The organism is Providencia sp. PROV175 (assembly GCF_032707045.1).
GTDB lineage: Bacteria > Pseudomonadota > Gammaproteobacteria > Enterobacterales > Enterobacteriaceae > Providencia > Providencia hangzhouensis.
The window spans coordinates 3925380-3947074 of sequence record NZ_CP120533.1 but is presented as its reverse complement, the minus strand read 5'-3'; the positions used below and the strand labels follow the sequence as shown (position 1 = coordinate 3947074).

The window sequence follows — 21695 nt, the reverse complement described above, 5'->3', positions numbered from 1 at the left end:
TATGATTGAAATTAGTCAGATATCGAAAAGTTATCAGGATACTAAAGTCTTAGATAACGTAACAACAACAATTAAAAATAGCGGTATTACCTCAATCATCGGGCCTAATGGTGCAGGTAAATCAACACTGTTGTCGATAATTGGGCGCTTGTTACAGCCTGATCACGGTGGTTACGTCAAAGTGAATGATTTAGACGTATCGACAACACCGAGTGATAAATTAGCGAAATGTTTGTCAGTTTTACGCCAAGAAAATCAATTTGCCAGCCGTTTAACAGTCGAGGAATTGGTTGGTTTTGGGCGTTACCCATACACTAAAGGCCGTTTAACCATTGACGATAAAAAGAAAATTGATGAGTCACTCTCTTTTCTAAATTTGTCAGATTTACGTCACCGTTATTTAGATGAATTATCGGGTGGCCAACGCCAACGGGCTTATGTCGCAATGGTTTTATGTCAAGATACAGAATATGTTTTACTTGATGAGCCATTGAATAACCTGGATATGAAACATGCGGTGATCATGATGAAACTGCTGCGTAAAGCGGCAGATGAGCTAGGCAAAACCATTATCTTAGTAATCCACGATATAAATTTCGCTTCCGTTTATTCGGACTATATTGTCGCTCTGAGAAACGGCCGCCTGTCTTATCACGGTAAGCCAGAAGAGATCATGAAATCTGACATTATTGAGGATATTTTTGATACTCCGGTTGATATTAAACGGGTGGATGATCAGTATATTGCTCTCTACTACTAAATTTTCGTCATCCTTCGAGCTGTAGCGGTGTTGGCTACGCTCAGCTACTCGGGTCACATACTTTTGTATGCTCCCCGAGATATCTTCTCTTGCCGCCTTGCTACAGTTCGAATGATTTAGAAAATTAAATGGTTATCATCCTTCGAGCTGTAGCGGTGTTGGCTACGCTCAGCTACTCGGGTCACATACTTTTGTATGCTCCCCGAGATATCTTCTCTTGCCGCCTTGCTACAGTTCGAATGATTTAGAAAATTAAATGGTTATCATCCTTCGAGCTGTAGCGGTGTTGGCTACGTTCAGCTACTCCGGGTCACATACTTTTGTATGCTCCCCGAGATATCTTCTCTTGCCGCCTTGCTACAGTTCGAATGATTTAGAAAATTAAATGGTTATCATAGTTTGAGCTGTAGCGGTGTTGGCTACAACCTAAATGTACCGAATAGAAGACCGTTAGTGGCAGAATGAATTCATTGCGGTGAAATTTCAATGTCTTCATCGGTTGTCAGCAAGTCCAGTGGTTGCAACACTTCTAAGCGTTTTATCCCATCGGCATTAACCACTAAACGCGCCAGCTCATTGTAGGTTTTTTTGTTAATTGTGACACGGCGGCAAAGGTAAATATGGTAGACCTTTTCACCAATGATTGCAGGTTCATCATCATTTACAGTGAGTTCTTCATAGCTAATATCGATATATTTTAGAAAATCTGAAATATTAAAGCGTGTGATATCAGCAATTGATGATTGGTTTTTTTCAAACACCGAATGGCGGTTATGAAGCAATACATCTTTGCGGTAATACAGGATATCTTCCATACGTTGGACATTAACTAAATTAACCCAATGGGATTTTTGTCGCATTTCACGGATATCAGGGGAGAGCATGTTTTCACTGATGAAGCGAAAAGATTCTTTGCATAACCCTACAGGGGCCTTAACACCTTCACGATAAATACGTAGCTGTCTATCCGGGATCCACTTTTGGAAAACGCGATAGAGTTGCTCACGACCAATTTCTTTCAGCCTATCTTTGAAAATATAGCCAATAACCATAGCTAAAAATAAATTTGCACTCAACGCGCCATATTTTCCTTGCCAAAGAAAGGCGATTAACGTGGCAAAAATCATTGAGATTGCTGCTGCGATACCATAAATGGAGTGCAATAATAATGGCAACCCACGTTTATGGCGGATCTCTAAGTAAAGGTAGCGATTGATGTATTTTTTCAATAAATTGCGACGATATGTCACTAATTCGGCATCAGTTTCATCACTGGGAAAACAATCAGGGTATTGTTTCTTTAGGTAACGCATTTCTTGATACCAAAAATGACGGATTTCTTCACGTAACGGTATTTGCTTCTCAGCTAATAAATCACGCAAATAATTCATGGTGTAGTAGGTCATAAATTCGTCGCAATAAGAAAATGCATTTGAGCGAATGCTTTCTTCAATTTTTTCCGCCAGTGGCGCTAACGCCCGATAAACCCCGAGGCATTTCGCCATGTTCGCCATAAACTCGGTTAAGTATTCATCTGTTTGTCGTTGGGCGTTTTGGCTTATCATTTTGACATTAATTCGTACCGTGCGCTTAAAGGTTAAAGCATAGCGTTTTAACTTGTTCTCATACTCGTCCAATGAGGGGGGGGTTAATGGGTCACATTGTTCTAACCAGCGTTTTAAGTCATCTAATTCGCCATTTTCTTCTGGTAAAGCTGAAAGCTTAACCGTGGGTGGGCTTAAGCGGATATAGTTTTTGAGGCTACGTTGAAGGCTTGATGGCGTGTATAGATCAGGGTTGACTTGCAATGATGATGGAAGAAAGAAAAAACTTTCGACCTGATAGCGGATCTCTTTTGATTTACGAGGCAATAGAACTTTTTGCTTGATTTCAAACTGTTTTTTACCGTGGATCTTGAGAGACTCTTTAATCATATATTGCCTTATTTGATGCGATGACTCATTTTTACCCTAATGATTGCAGTGCTAATGATTGCAGCATAGCACGTTTATTTATTGAAGAACTTTAAGCAATAGCATACAGGAAGCAATAATGACAGTCTGTGAGGGAATGTTGAAAGATGTGGCAATTAAGAAGTGTTATTATAATGAGGCACATTACTATGCCTCATTATCGTTTAGCTATTCGTTATTGAATAACTTATTTTTTTGCAGCAGGGCGTACCGCTGTCACTTCTATTTCTACTCTCCAAGCTGGGTTAGCCAGTTTAGCGACTTGGAAGGTAGAACGAGCTGGCAGATTAGTAATTTTCTCAGACTCATAGAACTTATTGTAACCGGCCATGAAGCCAGCGAAGTCCATAGTACCTTGAGTTTCTTCACCACCAACTAAGAATACTTGCATTTTAACAACGTCATTCATTGTCAAACCCATACCTTCGAGGTTAGCTTGGATTTGTTTTAATACGTTGATTGTTTGTGCTTCGGTATTACCATAAGACTCTAAAACGCCTTCTTTAGCGTCTGCAGAGATTTTAGAAGGAACTTTTCCGCTTAGGAAAATGAGGTTGCCCGCATTGATTTCTACTGATTCAGAGATAGGGAATCCTTTCACTGGAACGCGTTTAACATCATCAGCTGCATTCGCACTTGCTACACCTAAAATCAAAGGCAGAGAAAGCAATAAAGTTTTATAGCGCATGTAAACTCCTTAACATTATCAAAGTAAATAGGATCTATTAATTTTATCAAAAATTAAACTTTCATTTAACTTTAAACTATTCGCTAATAGATCCACAGTAAAAATCGTTATTTTTCCCGTTTTTTAGTTAAAACGAGAAAGTTTATACGGCGTAGGGTCGATAAATGGTGTTTCACCCATTAACAATTCTGCCGTTAATCGACCAGATGCAGGGCTTTCTGTCATACCCCAGCCTGTAGCGGTGTTGATGACCAGACCTGGATACTGCTCGATGGTTGAAATAATTGGAATTTCATCATCCGTTGGTGCAACAGTACCACCCCAACGCTCAACCACTTTAGACTCTTTAAATACTGGGAACTCTTTTCTCAGTCTTTCTAGAACGCCATCTAAGTGTTCATTGTTTGGTGTATTTGTTGCCGTACGGAACTCTTCGAATGGTGTCTTCTCGTCTAAATTCCAAGATGTTGCCATCATGAAGGAGTTGAATAAGTCTTTACCAAGAGAGAATTCTAATGGTAATTCACCGCCACCTAATACATGTAGGAATCTTGGGCCTAACAGGAAGCTGTCTTTAACAATAGAGCTGGTAAAGATACGTGGTGCAACAGCATAAGTCCCATCAGCTTGTTCACGGAAGTGAATACCGTTAGGTAAGTGTACGTTACCTTTTGGTGCACCTGGTACGCCAGTAATACGCTGTTGTGACAGATAAACGTTTAGTGTTGGAACGTCAATACCTAAGTTACCCATGAACAGACGCGACCAAATACCCCCCGTCAGAACAACACGAGACGTTTTGATTGCACCTTTTTCAGTGACAACATCAGAAATTTTGCCGCCTGCAGTTTCAATACCACGTACTGCACAATTAGTGTAGATGCGAATACCGATTGATTTAGCGTAGTTTGCCATCGTTGGCGTAACAACTTCTGGGTCAAGGCTACCAGAGTCTTCTTCAAAACCACCAATTTTCCATGGGGTTTGCGCATCAACCAGACGATTAGCCAGTTCAGTACCTTCAATCATACGGGTACGTAAAGGCGTATCAAAACCTGGGTTTTCAGATGCAGACTTAATCCACGCTCTTGAAATTTCTAAATCTTCTTCGCTTGAAGGCACTTCAACGCGGCCTTGAACACGGTAGCTGGTATCAGCACCGATTTTTTCGTTCATACCGAGCCATTGAATTTTCCCATAGTGGTGTAAAGGGAAAATAGCTGGAGAGGTTTTGTAGCTGATGATTTGGCTATATGCACGGCCTGATTGCTCACCGCCCACAACACCTTTTTCACAGATAACAACATTAAGACCTTTCTCTGCAAGGTTAATTGCGGTCATGATCCCTTGAAGGCCAGCACCGATGATGACTGCATCCGCAGACTCTGGTAATTTGCCCTCTGTACCAGCAACAGCGGGTACGCGTGATTTAGTCGATTCAAAACGACCTTCACGATTGATCATAGGAACAACCGCAGCACCTCCTGCTAGAACACCAGCAGCACCAACCCCTAATAATAGCTTTCTTCTCGAGATTTTCATCTATAACCTCAATAACAATCTTGTTTTTTATATAGTAAATAATTTCAAATTGAGATAATGATCTTATCATATATTTTGTAATTGTTAAGTGGCGGTAGTATTTGTTAATAAAGGTCATTGAAATGAAATGCGACGTAAATTGATCTACTCAGTGCTGTAAAGGCTTTGTAGGTGATTACTTTATTTTAGAGATATAAGAATTAATATTTTTTTAATGTTAATGTCATTAAAAGTGTACAGGTGTAAATATGAAAATTTAGCTTAAAGGCAATAATTGATGAGGGGGGCAAAGAGGGAGATTAATATTTCACCATAGATGAAAATTCTGAATATCCCTTAAGTTCTAAAATTGGGAAATTAATATATAAATGAGTTTTAAATGTACTTTTTGAGCTATTTTTGTTCATTTGATTATTAATCATCCATTTGTTAAGGCTTGCAGTATTTAAACGTATTTAATATTGATTGGTTAGGTTGCATAAATATTGTCCACTAGGTTAGCTGGGGAGTTGGTGTATAACAAGTTGATAATAAATGTTATTTTTTTTCTGTGGTGAAGTATCTAAACAAAAATAAATAACCTAGTCTTTATTAAGGTTAATTATCGTAATCATTTATGAGATAGAATTAGATAAATTTAAAGCAATAGATGTTTTTCATTATTTTTAATGTTGTTAAAAATAACCACTTATTTTCTGATGGCAACGAATAGTAAAAAGTAATAGGACGTATGACAAGAGTGAATAATTAAGATTAAGTAATGAATGATAAATTGAATAATAAGCTAAACTGGCTTTAATGATAAAAAATACAGAGCGATTCATGCGGTTAATAGTCATTTAACAGATGACTCTTTTTATTTTAGGTACATATCATTCAGTTATTTTACTTTATTAGTCGATATGCACCATGATAGGTTCAATTATTAGTGATATGTTCATTTCCTGTGGGAATTTGTGCGAAAAAATTAGCATAATCCTCGGAGCGAACCTGTTGAAGGATGGTTTCAAGCGCTGATAGCGGTGCTTCTGACCAATCGCAGCGAATATCAATGTCTGCGTATTGCCGGTCATTCCATACTTTTAATGCAGCGGAGCGGATGCCTCGATAATCACCACCTTCATCGGCACCGGCTTGCATGGCAATGAGTAATCGATCAGCCAGATCTTGATGAGCATTTTTATGATAGCTTTGATAAATAGCGCTTAGAACCTGTTCACCTACTAACATATTTCCAGCAATGGCTAAGTTGGGTTCCGATAGACTTCCACACCAAGGTAAGCAATATTGACCTGTCCAATCAGCTGTATCACCATAGTTATCCATAATAATTAATTGTCGCCGTTCACAGTCAATATCTTCCTTAACCAGATGATCTAAGCTTTTATTCGCATTATGGCATTGCTGCAAATATTCAATACCTGTTAAGCCAGCAATGGGGTTGGTCATTGCTTGAGTTGCGATTGCCCCCGTTTGGCTTTTGCCATGTAAGACCAATGCACCAACCGCAGGGCCACCCGTTGCCGTCGCTGCACCTATTTTTCCTGTCAATGGGCAGCGCGCCACAATTGAAAATGTCATTTTACACCTCATAAATTAGACCTTGATCAAATTTATCATTATAAATTCTTGCTTGAAATATAATTTATCATCATAAATAAAGAAAAAGGTAAAATTATTAACAAAATTGACACAAATCACATTTCACAATCATATAGCAATGTCAGCACTCAGGGGGAAGCAAATGAAAATGCGTTTATGTAGGTGGATAGCCAGTTTTTGGCTTTTATGCTTTATTTCGCTACCGACATTGGCGGTGAACCATCCTGATGTCTTATTATTAGGGCAAGTTGCTGAGCCGCAGTCATTAGACCCACAAGTGGCAACCGCTGCGAATGATTCTCGAATTTTGGTTAACTTGTACGAAGGGTTAGTTCGCAATGCGGACGGTACATTAACGCTTGAACCTGCTTTAGCCCAATCATGGTCTGTTAGTGATGATGGCCTGACATATACTTTCCATTTACGCGAGAATATAAAATTTCACGATGGTAGCCCATTCAATGCGGATGCAGTTAAATTCACATTTGAGCGAATGTTGGATAACCAGCACCCGTACTACCATACAGGGCCATTCCCATTATCATTTTTCTTTTCTGCAATAGACAAGATAGAAACTCCAGATGATAAAACGGTGGTGTTTGCCTTAAAAGAACCGTTTGCCCCGTTTTTATCGAACTTAGCGACACCTGCAGGGCTGATTGTTTCACCCACAGCAGTAAAGAAATATGACAAAGACTTTAGCCGGCACCCCAGCGGAACAGGTCCCTTCAAGTTTGATGAGTGGACCGCAAACCAAAGGGTGGTCGTATCCGCTAATGAAGACTATTGGGATGGTAAACCCAGTTTAAAACATGTTGTTTTTCGGCCTATCACTGACGCCAATACTCGGGTAGCCGAAATGTTATCGGGGGGAATTGATGCCATGGTGGAAGTCCCTGCTGATAACGTCCCATTATTTGTTAATGACAACCGCTTTTATGTTTATGAAGCCGTAGGGCCTCATGTTTGGTATGCCATGCTCAATGCGTCTCAGCCACCGTTTGATGATGTGCGTGTGAGGCAAGCCGTTAACTATGCGGTAAATAAAGACAATATTGTGAAATACATTCTTCAGGACTCTGCGGGGGTAGCACAAGGGCCCATCCCATCGGCATTTGATTGGGCATTTGATGCAGAAACCAAGGCTTATCCTTATGACCCTGAAAAAGCACGTCAATTAATAGCAGAAGCAGGGGCTCAAGGGCAAAAAGTTATTTTTTATGTCACGGAAGGGGGCTCAGGGATGCTAGACCCGATCCCCATGGCGACAGCCATTCAAGCAGACCTGAAAGCGGTTGGGCTATCTGTCGAAATTCAAACCTTTGAATGGAATACTTACCTATCAAAGGTCAATGCAGGTCTAAAACAAGCGCATATGGCCGAAATGGCGTGGATGACGAATGACCCAGATACTTTACCCTTTTTAACCTTACATAGCGCTTCTTGGCCGGATAAAGGCGGGTTCAATTCTGGTTATTACAGTAACAAGCAGCTCGATAGGTTATTAGACAAAGCTCGAGTCACCAATAATCTCGAGGAGCGCGCCCAGTTATATCGGCAAGTACAAAAAATTGTTCATCAAGATGCCCCTTGGTTATTTGTGGCGAATTGGAAGCAAAATGCGGTCGCTAATGAGCATGTTAAACATTTCAAATTGCAGCCTAACTTTAACTTATTACTTAAAGACGTTCGTAAAGATTGATTAATGTGAATTAAATATTCAATTAATCTTTTGATTTTATGGGGAAAAACTATGTGGTTATACTGTTTGAAACGCATTTTAGCGACCATACCCATACTGATTGGTTTGACGTTAATTGTCTTTTTTATCATGGCAATGATCCCTGGAGACCCTGCTCAAGCGCTGCTTGGCCCTTGGGCGACTCCTGAAAATGTGGCTAGAGTAAAAACAGAGCTTGGGTTGGATAAGCCGTTATATCAGCAATATTTTATTTGGATGCATAATTTAATTTCGGGTGACTTTGGCCGTTCATTTGTTCTTAACCGGCCTGTCGTTGATGAAGTTTTAGAGCGATTTTCTGCCACATTAATTTTGGGCGGAAGTGCGTTGTTACTGAGTTCAGTTTTAGGGTTACTGGCCGGAGTCCTTTCCGCCATTCGCCAATTCAGTTGGAGTGACCGATTTATTACACTTGCTGTTTTATTGGGTATCTCAATGCCATCTTTTTGGATCGGCTTATTGATGATTATGCTTTTTTCTGTTCAATTACAATGGTTTCCGGCATCAGGAATGTACGATATTTGGCAAGGCGGTGGCCTGAGCGATTTATTGCATCACCTTGTTTTACCCGCAGTGACGCTTTCATTAGTCGCAACAGGGGTGATAGCGCGCCTGACGCGTACAGCAATGTTAGAAGTATTGCGGCTTGATTTTATTCGCACCGCAAGAGCAAAAGGTTTGAGCGAACACAAAGTGATTTTTCGCCATGCATTTCGCATGGCACTGGTTTCCGTTATCCCAGTCATTGGTATCCAAGCGGGCTTTGTTTTTGGTGGTGCGGTGTACATTGAAACCGTTTTTCAGTGGCCGGGGCTAGGCGCCATGTTAGTGAAGGCTGTGGTAACCCGTGACTTGTTTTTAGTTCAAGGGGGCGTATTGATTGCAGCAGCGTCCTATGTCTTTATCAATTTACTTGCGGATGTTGCGCAAGCCATGTTAGACCCGAGGTTGAAATCATGAGCCAGTCAGTGACCCCTGTTATTCAGCATCGTCATCGCCAATCGATTGGCTCATTATTACTGGCGAACCGTTTAGCAACTTTGGGCTTATTTACGTTATCTATCATTATGCTCTTGGCATTTTTAGCGCCTTGGCTACCTCTTGCTAATCCTGATGAAACAGATTTAGTTAATCGGCTACTTCCCGCTTTTTCATCTGGCCATTTATTAGGTACTGACCATTTAGGGCGAGATATTTTGTCTCGATTGCTGTGGGGAACGCGAGTATCCCTATTGGTCGGTATTTCCGCAACACTAATTGCGGCAATATTCGGCACCCTAATTGGCTTGGTAGCTGGGTATATAGGCCATCGTACTGATACATTATTGATGCGTTGTATTGATATGCTAATGGCATTTCCATACATTTTATTAGCCTTAGCGATTGTAGCGGTACTTGGGCCAGGGCTACTCAATGCGTTGTATGCTATCGCATTAGTGAATATTCCCTTTTTTGCTAGGAATATTCGTGGGTTAACGGTGGGGTTACGTGATAGAGACTTTATTCAAGCTGCAAGGTTGTCAGGTAAAAACCACCTACAAGTCCTATTAACGGAAGTGTTACCGAATGTCTTGCCAATCATTGTGGTTACCATGTCAACGACCATTGGCTGGATGATCTTAGAGACGGCAGGCTTGTCATTTTTAGGGCTAGGTACTCAACCACCGAATGCAGATTTAGGTTCAATGCTAGGGCAAGGGCGCGCACAAATGTTTGTTGCTCCTCATGTGGCATTGGTACCCGGTATTATGATCTTTCTTATTGTGATTAGTTTTAACCTGTTAGGGGATGGCGTGCGTGACATTCTTGATCCCCGGTTAAAATCAGGAGCCTTACAGCGATCACAACCGATGACACAGACTGACAGAGTTAATATTCCTGCGAAAACGGGAGGCGAACAAGTGGTATTAGAAGTCAAAGACTTGTCGGTCGCTTTTCGCCAAGGAAATCAATTACGCCCAACGGTAAAAGGGATCAGTTTTACCGTTGGTGCGGGGGAATGTTTAGGGCTAATTGGAGAAAGCGGTTCGGGTAAGAGTGTTACGGCTTTATCGGTAATGGGGTTGCTTGCATCGCCTCCTGCGTTGGTTACCGCTGGTGGTATTTATGTAGAACATGAAGAAATGTTGTCATTACCGTTATCTGTTATGCAGCGCCGTCGCGGTGCGAAGGTATCCTATATTTTCCAAGACCCGCTGACGACACTCCATCCGCAATTTACCATAGGTGTGCAATTGCGTGAGGCCATTACTGCTCACCAATCGTTGTCATTCTATGAGGCGAAAAATAAAGCCATTGAATTATTGGATAGCGTTGGGATCCCAGATGCGCAGGAGCGTTTTGATGCCTACCCCCATGAGCTTTCGGGCGGGCAGCGCCAGCGGGTAGGGATAGCGATGGCATTGGCTAATGATCCTGTGTTGATTATTGCCGACGAGCCGACCACCGCATTAGATGTTACGGTGCAGGCGCGTATTTTAGAGTTACTCAACCAACTACGCCGTGAACGCGGTGTTGCACTCTTATTTATTACCCATGATTTCGCGGTTATTAACCAAATTTGCGACCGTGTTGCCGTCATGCAGCAAGGTGAGATAGTTGAAACAGGGGAGACACAAACGGTATTACGCCAGCCTCAGCATCCTTACACACAACGCCTGATCGCCAGTGTCCCTAAATTAGGGGAAGGGCGCGGATTTTTAAAACAAGTCCAACAACTTTATGGTCATCAGCCCAATGGTAATGATTTAACATCGGCATAGGAGGTTTAATGAAAAAAGTGATTGAAGTTAATCAGTTGGTGAAAACCTTTGGGCAGCCAAGAAGCCTATTTCACCCTCGTGGACGCCAAGTTCACGCACTAAAAAATATTTCATTATCGCTCTATAAAGGTGAAACCCTTGCTGTTGTAGGGGAGAGTGGCTCTGGAAAAAGTACCTTAGCGCGTATTTTAGTTGGGTTGGAGCGTGAAACCTCGGGGGAAATCACGGTATTAGGGCAAACTCGTGCCGAATGGCTGCAACATGGTTCACGTTCATTTGGGCAAGCCATTCAGTACGTTTTTCAAGACCCGGTTGCATCTTTGAACCCCCGTAAAACGATAGGCGAGACATTAACGGTTCCATTGAAATACTTAAAGCACATGAACACATCACAAAGAGCGAAGCGTTTGGCGGAATTACTCGAAGCCGTCAATATGCCAATCGACGCTTTAGCTTGCTATCCTCATGAGTTTTCAGGAGGGCAGGCACAGCGGTTAGCGATTGCGAGAGCATTAGCTGCGGATGCACGAATATTGGTACTTGATGAACCCGTTAGTGCGCTGGATGTTTCGGTACAAGCGCAAGTTTTATTGTTATTAGAACAACTTAAACAACAGTTTTCATTATCGTATTTATTTATTAGCCATGATTTGGCGGTAGTGGAGTCGATTGCAGATAGAGTTGCCGTACTCTATTTAGGGGATTTGCTAGAATGTCGAGATACCCGCAGCTTATTTGCCGCACCGGAGCATGAATATACGCGAAATTTATTGGCAAGTGCCCCACGAATTCGTGTTGATTCAGTCGATTAGAAACTTATTTAAACCAGTTGAGAAGCTAATATGAGCACCAATAAGCCAATGACGATAGAGTCAGTGCGTATTAAACGTACTGATGAAATCGTCAATGCGATAAAAGAAACCATTATGGCCAATAACCTCATACCCGGTGACCGTTTGCCACAAGAAAAAGAGTTAATTGAACATTATAACGCTAGCAAAAGCACTGTGAGAGAAGCATTAAAGTCATTGGAAGTTCAAGGGTTAATTAAAACAAAAACTGGGCCTGGTGGTGGCGCGTTTATTGATTCAATGACTGAAGCGCGAGCGATGAGTTTGTTATCGAACTATTTATTTACGCGGGATATATCAATCAAGGATATTTATACGTTACGTAAATTATTAGAACCGGTGGTAGCAGTCAGTGCCATTGATAATATCGATAACGCAGGAATTCAAAAGCTGTACGATACCATCGCCATTTATGACCATGAGCCCGTAGATGAAAATGAACGCTGGCAGCAACGAATGGCAGAACTGGATTTTCATGCGGTGGTCGCCAGCTATTCCGATAACGTTTTATTAGTGTTTATCTGCCATTTTTTACAACGCTTACTCAAAGACTTAGCCGTTTGTCAGGACATTTATTTAAAACCTGAGCCTGTCGACAGGCGTCAAGGCATCGAATACCAATATCAATTAATCGAGGCTTTACGCCGTAAAGATGCCGCTAAAGTTCAATCGGTAATGGAAGCACATATGGCTTATGCAGAACAAGCCATGTTAGCGCTACAAGCCACATTACAAGAACGTTTCTTAAGTGAAGATAGGTAATATAATGATAGATAAAGTATATCTGACCTCTGTATTAAAAACATTATTATGCACACCTAGCCCTGTAGGGATGACTGAACAAGCCGTTGCGCAAACTCACCAATGGTTGTCGGAGTTGGGGTTTACACCAAAATACACACGCCGCGGGGTGCTCTATATCACACTCGGTTCTGAAGAACCTAAACGTGCATTGGCCGCACACCTTGATACATTAGGGGCGATGGTGACACAACTCAAACCGAATGGGCGTTTGGCACTGCGTAATACAGGCACATGGGCAGCCCGTTTTGCGGAAGGTGCAAGGGTGACAGTATTTAGTGATGATCACCAATATCGTGGGACAATTTTGCCATTAAAAGCCTCAGGGCACCGTTTTAATACTGAGGTAGATACCCAAGTAGCCGATTGGGATAATTTAGAAATTCGCCTTGATGCCCCCTGTTATAACTTTGCTGATTTGCAATCCCATGGCTTAAACGTCGGTGATATTGTTGCAGTGGATGCTCAACCCGAATTCATTGATAACGGTTTTATTGTATCGCGTCATTTGGATGATAAAGCCGGATGTGCAGTGATGTTAGCCGCATTAAAATCACTGGTGGATGACGGTATTGTGCCAGCGGTATCTTGCCAAATGATGTTCACGATTTCAGAAGAGGTCGGTATCGGAGGCACCCACGGTTTTGGTCCGCAGGTTCAAGAATTATTAGCGATTGATAACTCTGTTTCTGCCCCTGACCAAACTACACGGGATGACGCACTCACTTTAGCTTTTCGCGACAGAACCGGCCCGTTTGATTTAGCAATTACGCGGCATTTATTACAATTATGCCAGCAGTATGACATTCCTCACGTCCGCGATACGTTTAAACACTATCGTTCGGATAGTGCTGCAGCAATTGATGCAGGATGGGATATTCGTGCGGCTTTAGCATGTTTCGCACTAGATAGCTCCCACGGTTGGGAAAGGACTCATTTGGACTCATTAGTCGCGCTCGCGACTTTAGTGAGACGCTATATTGAAAGTGATTTAGTCCCATTACCGGGGCAATCATTGCAAAACTAATAATTTGCGGCTGATGGTAAAAAGCCCTCATATCATTTAACGTGAGGAGGGCTTTGAACATGTTAATTGTTAACTTAGATTGGCTTGTGATAAATATTTTTGCATCTCATCTGCGGGCACCATACCGCCACCTGTTGCCCATACCAGATGTGTTGCGTTGGCCAGTTGCTTAGGCGTGAGTGATTTGGATTGCAAATAATCTGTGTTTTGCGTGACATGCACACAGCCAGTCATACCCGCCAAGGCCGAAGGCTCTAATTTAATAGATTCGGTCTGGTTGAGTAAGCCTAACAGGTTATACATTTCGCTATCATCGATAGTGTAATAACCATCAATCAACCGCTCCATCGCGCGCCCCACAAAACCGGATGCGCGGCCAACGGCAAGGCCATCAGCGGCAGTGATATTATCGATACGAATCTCTTGAACTGACACGCCATCATGTAACCCGGTATGTACTCCTAACAACATGCAAGGTGAATGCGTTGGTTCTGCAAATAAGCAATGGGCGGCATCCCCAAAGGCGAGTTTTAACCCGAAAGCAACGCCACCGGGGCCACCACCAACACCACAAGGTAAATAGACAAATAGCGGGTGGTCGTTATCCACTGTAATCCCTTGTTCTACAAATTGTTTTTTTAGGCGAAGGCCTGCGACGGCATAGCCAAGAAATAGGGTTGTGGAGTTTTCATCATCAATAAAAAAGCAGTTTGGGTCTTTTTCTGCTTCTTTACGGCCTTGTTCAACGGCGATGCTGTAATCTTGCTCATATTCCACAACATTCACACCATGTGAACGCAATTTGTCTTTTTTCCATTGTCTGGCATCTGCGGACATATGCACGCTGACGCTAAAGCCAAGTTTAGCGCTCATAATACCGATGGACATGCCAAGGTTACCGGTTGAGCCCACCGCGATGCGGTATTGGCTAAAGAATTGACGAAATTGTTCTGAGAATAAAATTTTGTAATTATCATCTGTTGATAATAAACCAGCTTCTAAAGCCAATTTTTCTGCATGGGTTAAAACCTCATAGATGCCACCGCGGGCTTTGATTGACCCTGAAATTGGCAGGTGGCTATCTTTTTTCAGTAACATTTTCCCTGTTATTGGCGTTTGATACCGTTTTTCCAGCGCGGCCTGCATGTTGGGAATATCGATAACTTCAGATTCAATAATCCCTTGTGTCGCTTGAGTTTCTGGAAACGCTTTCATCAAATAAGGCGCAAAGCGGGTTAAGCGCGCTTCTGCATCTTGAACATCTTCAATGGTTAGCCCGACATAAGGCAAACCCGCTTGGGTCGTCGTGACCTTTGGGTTGAACCACGCAATTTGCTTTAAATCGATTAAGTCCTGAACTAAAGGGTAGTCAGCAATTAACTTATCAACATTTATCTGAGTCATAATTACTCTCTTTTAAATCACAAATGAAAGTGCAAAAGTCCCGGCCAGCGCGACGAAAGACGCAATCAACGTGGCGACACTATAAAAACGGAATGTTTCGGCTAAAGTCGCATTACAGTACTGTTTGACTAACCAGAACAATGAATCAGTGACGATAGTGCAGCCAATTGCGCCTGAGCCAATGGCTAATGTCATGATTTCTGGGCTAATGTGTGGGTACATTGGCATTAGCGGAGCCACAATCGCCGTTGCACCCATCATCGCAACGGTGGCAGAACCGACAGCGGCATGAAGAATAATGGCGACTAGCCAAGCCAGTAAAATTGGGTGCATATCAATACCAGATAACACCATCGCTAAGGAATCGCTCAGTCCACTGCCTTTTAAGATACCGTTAAATGCCCCGCCCGCACCGATAATCAATAAAATATTAGCGATTGAGCTAAAACTCTCTTCGGTTTTGCTGAGTAATACGCTCATACCCATGTTACGTCTTATCCCTAACATGTAATAAGCGACAAAAGCAGCAATAAACATAGCGGTTATTGGGTTACCAATAAACTGTAAGAAGGTAAATAACTGGCTATCTTTGCTCATGTTCAAGTCAGCGGCTGTCTTGATTAACATGAGGGCAATTGGCAATAACACCGTGAACAGTGTGGCACCTAAAGAAGGTAAGTCTTTTTCTTCACGTACCTCAAGATCTGAGAACGCTTCTGGCACGGTTTTAAACGGTAAGCGATTACCTAAGAATTTGAGGAAAAGTGGCCCGCCGACTAATGACGCGACTAGGCCTACGGCTAGCCCTGCAACAATCACCGTACCAATATCAGCACCTAATTCATTTGTGACAAATAGAGCTGCAGGGTGTGGCGGTACGATGCAATGGACGGCCATCAGCGCAGTACACAATGGGATCGCTAACTTTAATAATGAAGTATTGGTTCTTTTGGCAATGGAAAATGCGAGCGGGATCAGTAACACCACACCGACCTCAACAAACAGGGTGATACCGCAGATTAACCCAATGAGTACCATGGTGACATCGGGAGTCAACCAACGGCTTTTTTGTAATGTCACTCCAATTCGCTCTGCTGCCCCGGAGATTTCCATCATTTTTCCAAGAATAGTTCCTAGCCCGATAATGGCAGCTAAGAAACCAAGTGTACCCCCAATGCCATTTTCGATAGCGTTGACCATCTCCAATGGATTCATTTGCATGGAGATACCAACAAAGAAGCTGGCGAGTAAAAGTGCTAAAAAGGGATGAAACTTAAATTTAATAATTGAAACGATGATTAGTAAAATACTGATAACTAAAGTACCAATCATCCACATTGTAGAGTCCATATCCTACCTCTGATCATCTTGTTATTGTTTTTCTATTGGATAATAAATATTCAGTGGTGACAAACGATGAAACACGAGCTTTAGATGAATCAAATTAACTCAAAGGTGTGATATTAGTCATATAAAACGGAGGATAGCGTCTTTGGGTCATCTAAATTCATCTTAAAAAGGGTATTGTAGAAATCATTGAGTATCGTTGTTTTTATTGGAGGCGTTGATGTCAGAAAATTTCAATCAATTTGAGCAATCTGGATTTATTCAATGGAATAAACGGCTATCAAGTTATCAGCTATCGCGCCTACATACCTTTGAAGCAGCAGCACGGCATAGCTCTTTTGCATTAGCGGCAGAGGAGCTGGCATTAACACCCAGTGCAGTTAGCCACCGAATTAATACGTTAGAAGGGGAGTTAGGTTTTAAATTATTTGAGCGTTTTCATCGGCGTATTGAGCTGACGATTGATGGTGAGCGAATTTATTGGGCACTACGCAAAAATTTGGATGATATTAACCAAGAAATTATTGATATCAAGAACCAAGAAATCTCGGGTGAACTTACGGTGTATTCACGACCATCCATCGCCCAGTGTTGGTTAATTCCCAAAATTGCGGATTTTGCTAACCAATATCCCTCAATTCAGTTAAATCTATTAACGGGCAACGATGACGTTAACTTTCGTGGCTATGGCATTGATATTGCTATTTATTATGATGATATTACTCGGCCCAATTTATATTGTGAAGATTTAATGTCAGAGTCAATTGTTCCGGTCTGTAGTCCGCAATATGCTAAACAACATGATTTGCTTAATAATATTCATCAATTGAAAAATTGTACTTTGCTACATGATAGACAAGCTTGGAGCAGTAACTCTGATTATGATGAATGGAAGGCGTGGAGTGAACATTACCAATTAACCTTGTTTCCTCATCGCCGAAACCTATGCTTTGATCGCTCTGATTTAGCGATTGTTGCCGCAATGAACCATGCCGGTGTGGCGATGGGACGTAAACAATTAGTTGAAAAACGCTTAAAGCGCCAAGAACTGGTAATGCCATTTGGTGATATTTCGCTGAAGTGCCAACAGCGCCACTATTTTGCGATGCTAAATGATAAACGAAACCCGAAGGCGGATATTTTTATTCAATGGTTAAAACAGCAAGTTAACGCAATACCACAAGTAAAATGATGCTTATTCGAGTAAGATAACCTCTTGGTGATGTTTCTAGAGAATGGAAAAACCTGAAGCTATGGCCCCGAAAACGCAAAAAGTTGCCACGATCAAAGATGTCGCTGCCAAAGCTCAGGCAGGGAAAACCAGTATCTCACGTTATTTGAATGGTGAATTTCATTTGCTTTCTGATAATTTACGTCAACGCATTGAAAGCGCCATTCGTGAATTAAACTATCGCCCAAACCAAATGGCGCGCAGCTTGAAACATGGGCGGACAGGCTTGATTGGCTTGATTATTGCCGATATTGGTAATCCATTCTCTGTTGAAGTATTAAAAGGGGTAGAAGCCGAGTCAATCAAACAAGGTTTCATGACCGTGGTTTGCAATGCAGATAACAGCATTGAGCGTGAATGCCAATTTATTCAATTGCTAAAAGGTTACCGCGTTGATGGGCTTATCATAAATTCAGCGGGTGTTAACGAACAATTCATTGAAGTGCTGAAAGAAACCACCCTACCTTTCGTCTTGTTAGATAGAAAAATCGACAATTTTCCCAGTGACATGGTGGGGCTAGATAACCCCGCTTCTGCACAAATGGCCTTTAATCATCTGATTGAACAAGGGTTTGAAGCGATTTGCTTCGTGACTGAGCCCATTGTGTATAACAGCGCACGCCAAGAGCGCTTACAGACCTTTCAAGCGTTATCGCAGAGCCATCAACATATCCAAAGCGAATTTCATGAAGTGACCTTGCCTGACCCTGCAAAATTAGAGGCCATTGTTGCCGATTTTTGTACTGCACATCGTGGTATGCGCAAAGTGATTGTTGCCGCTAATGGCGTACTGACCTTGCAGCTGGCGTATGTCATGAATAAACAAGGGTTACGTTGGGGAACGGATATTGGCTTTTTGAGTTTCGATAACCTCGAATGGGCGGCATTGGCTGGGCAAGGGGTAACCTCAGTGTCTCAACCGACAGCGGAAATGGGGCATAAAGCGGTGGAGTGCTTATTGGAAAAACTTGAAAACCCAGATAAGCCACCAATGCAATATTTATTTAATGGGGAATTGCTGATCCGAAAATCGACGACATTGTAGTCTTTGGGGCTAAGTTATTCGGTTCTTAAAATTTCGTTACTATTTCTCAATTTGGCTTAAGGTTTGTTGCATGTATACTGATATGCAGATTATGTTATAACCATTTTGAGGGCATAGGGAACATATGAAAAAGATAGGGATATTATTGCTAGCTAGCATTGTTCTAGCGGGGTGTAGCACCAGAAGCGGCATCAAAGAATATACCTGCCAAGTTGACCAAAGCTATAATCACATCACATTAGAACGTAACGGCAAATTTACCTTTCCAACAGGGGCAAGTAAGGTACAAGTCTTTTTCAATAATGGTCAGGTCAATATTGTTGATTTTGTTGGCTATGAGTATATGAGTTATCCGCTAGTGAAAAGTACAGAGCAGCGACGCGTTGAGAAAATAAAAGATTTTAACATCGTGATAAATAAAGGTGATTATTATTCTGATGTCAATGGCATGTTGGAGATTTACTCACCCAGTCAAAAAACCGTTGGATTATATTATTTAGCACCATCAACCAGTAAACTGAATTCTATCCAATTTTTGACCGAGTGTGAACGAAGCAATGTTGCTCGCCCGGGACGCGCTCATGCGCATTGATGGGTAAATAGGCAAAGAACCCTAACAAATTAGGGTTCTTTAGGTTCTGAGTTATTTTGCTGTTTCAGGGTTAACACAGTTTTGGCTTAGGTCACCTTTTAAAGCCGCTATTAGGTTATCAACGGCACATTCGACCATAGCATAACGGGTTTCATGGGTGGCGGAACCGATATGCGGCAGAGCAACCACATTTGGCAGCGTGAGTAGCTTAGAGTTGCTTGGAAGCGGCTCCACCTCAAACACATCTAAACCCGCCCCGCGAATTGTGCCACTTTCTAATGCATCGATCAGGGCGGCTTCATCGACGATACGGCCTCTTGAACCGTTGATCAAAAATGCACTGGGTTTCATTTTTGCCAACTCATTTTTACCGATCAACTTTTCGGTTGACGCTGATAATGGCAGCACGACACAGACAAAATCCGATTCTGCCAGCAACGTATCGAGGTCACAACGACGTGCCTTAAGTTGGGTTTCTGCATCGGGGTGGATATGGTTATTGTAATAGAGAACTGGCATCCCGAAGCCTAAATAAGCGCGTTTGGCAACGGCATAGCCAATGCGGCCCATGCCTAAAATACCGATAGTTTTCCCATTCACATTACTGCCATATGCATCTTCACCAATACTTTGAGTCCATTGGCCATTTTTGACCATCTCAGCCATTTCGATAATGCGGCGTGCACTGCAAAGCACTAACGTAAAAATGGTATCGGCGGTGGTTTCGGTTAATACATTAGGTGTATGCATTAATGCAATCTTTCTAGCATTCATTGCATCAATATCAAATTGATCGACACCAACGGAAATGGTCGATGCCGCTTTCAAATTCGGAGCATTGGCAATGTCATCTGCCGTGATAGGATAGCTGGCCCCGATAATGCCGTCAGCGCGGGATAACGCTTGTTTAAAGCTAGCGAGATTTTCAGGTGTAACGCTATCAAATACAGTAACATTAAAGTGTTGCTGTAGCCGTTCAAGTTGATCCGTAGGAATGGATTTATATAAAATAATATTCTGTTTCATAGTATCCCTTTTAAGCATGCTTCGTGATGACAACATCACTGTTTTGTTCTTGGTTTGGTTTGACTATCAAGGTAAAGAAAACCGAGGCTAATAATGCGAGTCCCATAAACATATACGAAGCACTTGGGCTACCTGTTGCTCCATTTAAATAGCCAACAAACCATGAACCAAAGAATGAACCTAATGCGCCCATACTATTGATTAATGCCATTGCACCACCTGCAACGTTCTTTGGCAACATTTCAGGAATGATAGCGAAGAAGGGCCCATATGGGGCGTACATTGCTGCACCCGCAATCACTAATAAGGTATAAGAGAACCAAAAATTCGTGCTACCGAGTAAGTACGAACCGAGGAAGCAAATCGCACCGAGTAAAAGCATTGGCCAAACGAATAGTTTGCGGTTATGCATACGGTCAGATGCCCATGATACGAGGATCATCGCTAAGGTTGCCGCAAGGTAAGGAACGGCAGAAAGCCAGCCTGTTTCTACCATCCCAAGGTTAGATGCTCCACGAATAATAGATGGCAGCCACAGTACGAAGCCATACACACCGATGCTCCAGCAAAAATACTGGGCGCACAGTAAAATCACGTTACGTGATTTAAAAGCTTCACGGTAGTTACGGACAGGTTTGATGTTTTTCTGTTCGTCACTGAGAATTTTATCTAATGTCTCTTTTTCAGTCTGGCTTAGCCAATTCACTTGGCTTGGTTTATCACGTGCTGTTCTCCACCAGAAAAAAGCCCACAAAATCGCTGGAACCCCTTCAATGATAAACATTTCACGCCAACCGAACGCTTGAATGAGATAACCGGATAGCACGGACATCCACAACACCGTGACTGGGTTACCTAAAATTAAAAAGGTATTGGCGCGTGAGCGTTCTGATTGAGTGAACCAGTTACTGATATAGATGAGCATCGCTGGCATCACGGCGGCTTCAACGACACCCAAACTAAAGCGAATAATCACTAGCATTGGGATATTACTGACCATTCCCGTTAAGCTGGCAAACATTCCCCAGAGAAAAATACAGGCAAAAATCAGTTTGCGGACACTGCGCTTTTCCGCGTAGATAGCGCCTGGTATTTGGAAAAAGAAATAGCCAAGGAAAAATAATGAGCCGAGTAGTGACGACATCCCTTTGGTAATGCCTAAGTCAGCGTTGATACCTGCAGCGGCGGCAAAGCTGTAGTTTGCTCTATCCAAATAAGCAAGGCTATAGGTGATAAACACGATTGGCATGATGCGCCACCAACGTGACATTGCTGGAGTATTCATTGTCATAATCGATTTCCT

Annotated in this window: 18 protein-coding genes; 10 read left to right on the top strand and 8 right to left on the bottom strand. The window is 42.2% G+C overall.

The features are described from left to right. Nucleotide 1: 1 nt before the first annotated feature. Nucleotides 2–760, top strand: a complete 759-nt coding sequence (locus P3L44_RS18000; protein WP_004259268.1) for an ABC transporter ATP-binding protein — start codon at nucleotides 2–4, stop codon at nucleotides 758–760. A 467-nt stretch (nucleotides 761–1227) separates the two neighbouring features. Here P3L44_RS18000 and P3L44_RS17995 read toward each other — a convergent pair whose 3' ends face one another. The 4 genes from P3L44_RS17995 to P3L44_RS17980 all read right to left on the bottom strand — a co-directional run bounded on the left by P3L44_RS17995 (nucleotide 1228) and on the right by P3L44_RS17980 (nucleotide 6544). Beyond that, nucleotides 1228–2694: a hypothetical protein gene (locus tag P3L44_RS17995; protein ID WP_272662722.1), complete on the bottom strand. Its 1467-nt coding sequence runs from the start codon at nucleotides 2692–2694 to the stop codon at nucleotides 1228–1230. A gap of 226 nt (nucleotides 2695–2920) precedes the next feature. Next, nucleotides 2921–3421: a RidA family protein gene (locus P3L44_RS17990; RefSeq protein WP_004259262.1), complete on the bottom strand. Its 501-nt coding sequence runs from the start codon at nucleotides 3419–3421 to the stop codon at nucleotides 2921–2923. A gap of 123 nt (nucleotides 3422–3544) precedes the next feature. Then, nucleotides 3545–4963: an NAD(P)/FAD-dependent oxidoreductase gene (locus tag P3L44_RS17985; RefSeq protein ID WP_004259261.1), complete on the bottom strand. Its 1419-nt coding sequence runs from the start codon at nucleotides 4961–4963 to the stop codon at nucleotides 3545–3547. Nucleotides 4964–5881: 918 nt separating this feature from the next. Further along, nucleotides 5882–6544, bottom strand: coding sequence for a DUF1028 domain-containing protein (locus tag P3L44_RS17980; protein ID WP_140171755.1), 663 nt, complete (start codon nucleotides 6542–6544; stop codon nucleotides 5882–5884). Between the two features lie 163 nt (nucleotides 6545–6707). Between P3L44_RS17980 and P3L44_RS17975 the strand changes: the two genes are divergently transcribed. Genes P3L44_RS17975 through P3L44_RS17950 form a run of 6 tightly spaced genes read left to right on the top strand, consistent with a single transcriptional unit; the run spans nucleotide 6708 to nucleotide 13747 of the window. After that, on the top strand, nucleotides 6708–8267 hold the full coding sequence (locus P3L44_RS17975; RefSeq protein ID WP_136134282.1) for an ABC transporter substrate-binding protein: 1560 nt from the start codon (nucleotides 6708–6710) through the stop codon (nucleotides 8265–8267). A 51-nt stretch (nucleotides 8268–8318) separates the two neighbouring features. Continuing rightward, nucleotides 8319–9266, top strand: coding sequence for an ABC transporter permease (locus P3L44_RS17970; protein WP_272662720.1), 948 nt, complete (start codon nucleotides 8319–8321; stop codon nucleotides 9264–9266). Continuing rightward, a complete protein-coding gene (locus tag P3L44_RS17965) occupies nucleotides 9263–11068 on the top strand; it encodes a dipeptide/oligopeptide/nickel ABC transporter permease/ATP-binding protein (RefSeq protein ID WP_272662718.1) in 1806 nt (601 codons plus the stop codon). Before P3L44_RS17970 ends, P3L44_RS17965 begins: the two co-directional genes overlap by 4 nt. An 8-nt stretch (nucleotides 11069–11076) precedes the next feature. Beyond that, nucleotides 11077–11880, top strand: coding sequence for an ABC transporter ATP-binding protein (locus tag P3L44_RS17960; protein WP_140171752.1), 804 nt, complete (start codon nucleotides 11077–11079; stop codon nucleotides 11878–11880). Nucleotides 11881–11910: 30 nt separating this feature from the next. Continuing rightward, entirely contained in the window at nucleotides 11911–12681 is a 771-nt protein-coding gene (locus tag P3L44_RS17955; protein WP_004259240.1) for a FadR/GntR family transcriptional regulator, read from the top strand. 4 nt (nucleotides 12682–12685) lie between these two features. Further along, nucleotides 12686–13747 (top strand): osmoprotectant NAGGN system M42 family peptidase, encoded by a 1062-nt coding sequence (locus tag P3L44_RS17950; protein ID WP_036958059.1) that lies wholly within the window; start codon nucleotides 12686–12688, stop codon nucleotides 13745–13747. 69 nt (nucleotides 13748–13816) lie between these two features. Here P3L44_RS17950 and dsdA read toward each other — a convergent pair whose 3' ends face one another. Both dsdA and dsdX read right to left on the bottom strand, forming a co-directional pair. After that, nucleotides 13817–15151: a D-serine ammonia-lyase gene (gene dsdA / locus P3L44_RS17945; protein WP_272662716.1), complete on the bottom strand. Its 1335-nt coding sequence runs from the start codon at nucleotides 15149–15151 to the stop codon at nucleotides 13817–13819. A 12-nt stretch (nucleotides 15152–15163) separates the two neighbouring features. After that, entirely contained in the window at nucleotides 15164–16501 is a 1338-nt protein-coding gene (gene dsdX, locus P3L44_RS17940) for a D-serine transporter DsdX (RefSeq protein ID WP_164565564.1), read from the bottom strand. A 217-nt stretch (nucleotides 16502–16718) separates the two neighbouring features. Here dsdX and dsdC point away from each other — a divergent pair, with 217 nt between their 5' ends. The 3 genes from dsdC (at nucleotide 16719) to P3L44_RS17925 (ending at nucleotide 19366) form a co-directional block, all read left to right on the top strand. Continuing rightward, nucleotides 16719–17690 carry a DNA-binding transcriptional regulator DsdC gene (gene dsdC / locus P3L44_RS17935; protein WP_164565563.1) on the top strand — a complete coding sequence of 324 codons (972 nt, stop codon included), beginning with the start codon at nucleotides 16719–16721 and terminating at the stop codon, nucleotides 17688–17690. 43 nt (nucleotides 17691–17733) lie between these two features. Continuing rightward, a complete protein-coding gene (locus tag P3L44_RS17930; protein ID WP_094961590.1) occupies nucleotides 17734–18774 on the top strand; it encodes a LacI family DNA-binding transcriptional regulator in 1041 nt (346 codons plus the stop codon). Between the two features lie 124 nt (nucleotides 18775–18898). After that, on the top strand, nucleotides 18899–19366 hold the full coding sequence (locus tag P3L44_RS17925; RefSeq protein WP_272662713.1) for a hypothetical protein: 468 nt from the start codon (nucleotides 18899–18901) through the stop codon (nucleotides 19364–19366). Between the two features lie 51 nt (nucleotides 19367–19417). Here P3L44_RS17925 and P3L44_RS17920 read toward each other — a convergent pair whose 3' ends face one another. Then, entirely contained in the window at nucleotides 19418–20392 is a 975-nt protein-coding gene (locus P3L44_RS17920) for an NAD(P)-dependent oxidoreductase (RefSeq protein WP_140171747.1), read from the bottom strand. Nucleotides 20393–20402: 10 nt separating this feature from the next. Next, a complete protein-coding gene (locus P3L44_RS17915) occupies nucleotides 20403–21683 on the bottom strand; it encodes an MFS transporter (protein WP_272662711.1) in 1281 nt (426 codons plus the stop codon). Between the last annotated feature and the right edge of the window lie 12 nt (nucleotides 21684–21695).

Coding starts and splice junctions, on each gene's coding strand:
- P3L44_RS18000 (WP_004259268.1), top strand. CDS start 2: ATGATTGAAATTAGTCAGATATCGAAAAGTTATCAGGATACTAAAGTC.
- P3L44_RS17995 (WP_272662722.1), bottom strand. CDS start 2,694: ATGATTAAAGAGTCTCTCAAGATCCACGGTAAAAAACAGTTTGAAATC.
- P3L44_RS17990 (WP_004259262.1), bottom strand. CDS start 3,421: ATGCGCTATAAAACTTTATTGCTTTCTCTGCCTTTGATTTTAGGTGTA.
- P3L44_RS17985 (WP_004259261.1), bottom strand. CDS start 4,963: ATGAAAATCTCGAGAAGAAAGCTATTATTAGGGGTTGGTGCTGCTGGT.
- P3L44_RS17980 (WP_140171755.1), bottom strand. CDS start 6,544: ATGACATTTTCAATTGTGGCGCGCTGCCCATTGACAGGAAAAATAGGT.
- P3L44_RS17975 (WP_136134282.1), top strand. CDS start 6,708: ATGAAAATGCGTTTATGTAGGTGGATAGCCAGTTTTTGGCTTTTATGC.
- P3L44_RS17970 (WP_272662720.1), top strand. CDS start 8,319: ATGTGGTTATACTGTTTGAAACGCATTTTAGCGACCATACCCATACTG.
- P3L44_RS17965 (WP_272662718.1), top strand. CDS start 9,263: ATGAGCCAGTCAGTGACCCCTGTTATTCAGCATCGTCATCGCCAATCG.
- P3L44_RS17960 (WP_140171752.1), top strand. CDS start 11,077: ATGAAAAAAGTGATTGAAGTTAATCAGTTGGTGAAAACCTTTGGGCAG.
- P3L44_RS17955 (WP_004259240.1), top strand. CDS start 11,911: ATGAGCACCAATAAGCCAATGACGATAGAGTCAGTGCGTATTAAACGT.
- P3L44_RS17950 (WP_036958059.1), top strand. CDS start 12,686: ATGATAGATAAAGTATATCTGACCTCTGTATTAAAAACATTATTATGC.
- dsdA (WP_272662716.1), bottom strand. CDS start 15,151: ATGACTCAGATAAATGTTGATAAGTTAATTGCTGACTACCCTTTAGTT.
- dsdX (WP_164565564.1), bottom strand. CDS start 16,501: ATGGACTCTACAATGTGGATGATTGGTACTTTAGTTATCAGTATTTTA.
- dsdC (WP_164565563.1), top strand. CDS start 16,719: ATGTCAGAAAATTTCAATCAATTTGAGCAATCTGGATTTATTCAATGG.
- P3L44_RS17930 (WP_094961590.1), top strand. CDS start 17,734: ATGGAAAAACCTGAAGCTATGGCCCCGAAAACGCAAAAAGTTGCCACG.
- P3L44_RS17925 (WP_272662713.1), top strand. CDS start 18,899: ATGAAAAAGATAGGGATATTATTGCTAGCTAGCATTGTTCTAGCGGGG.
- P3L44_RS17920 (WP_140171747.1), bottom strand. CDS start 20,392: ATGAAACAGAATATTATTTTATATAAATCCATTCCTACGGATCAACTT.
- P3L44_RS17915 (WP_272662711.1), bottom strand. CDS start 21,683: ATGACAATGAATACTCCAGCAATGTCACGTTGGTGGCGCATCATGCCA.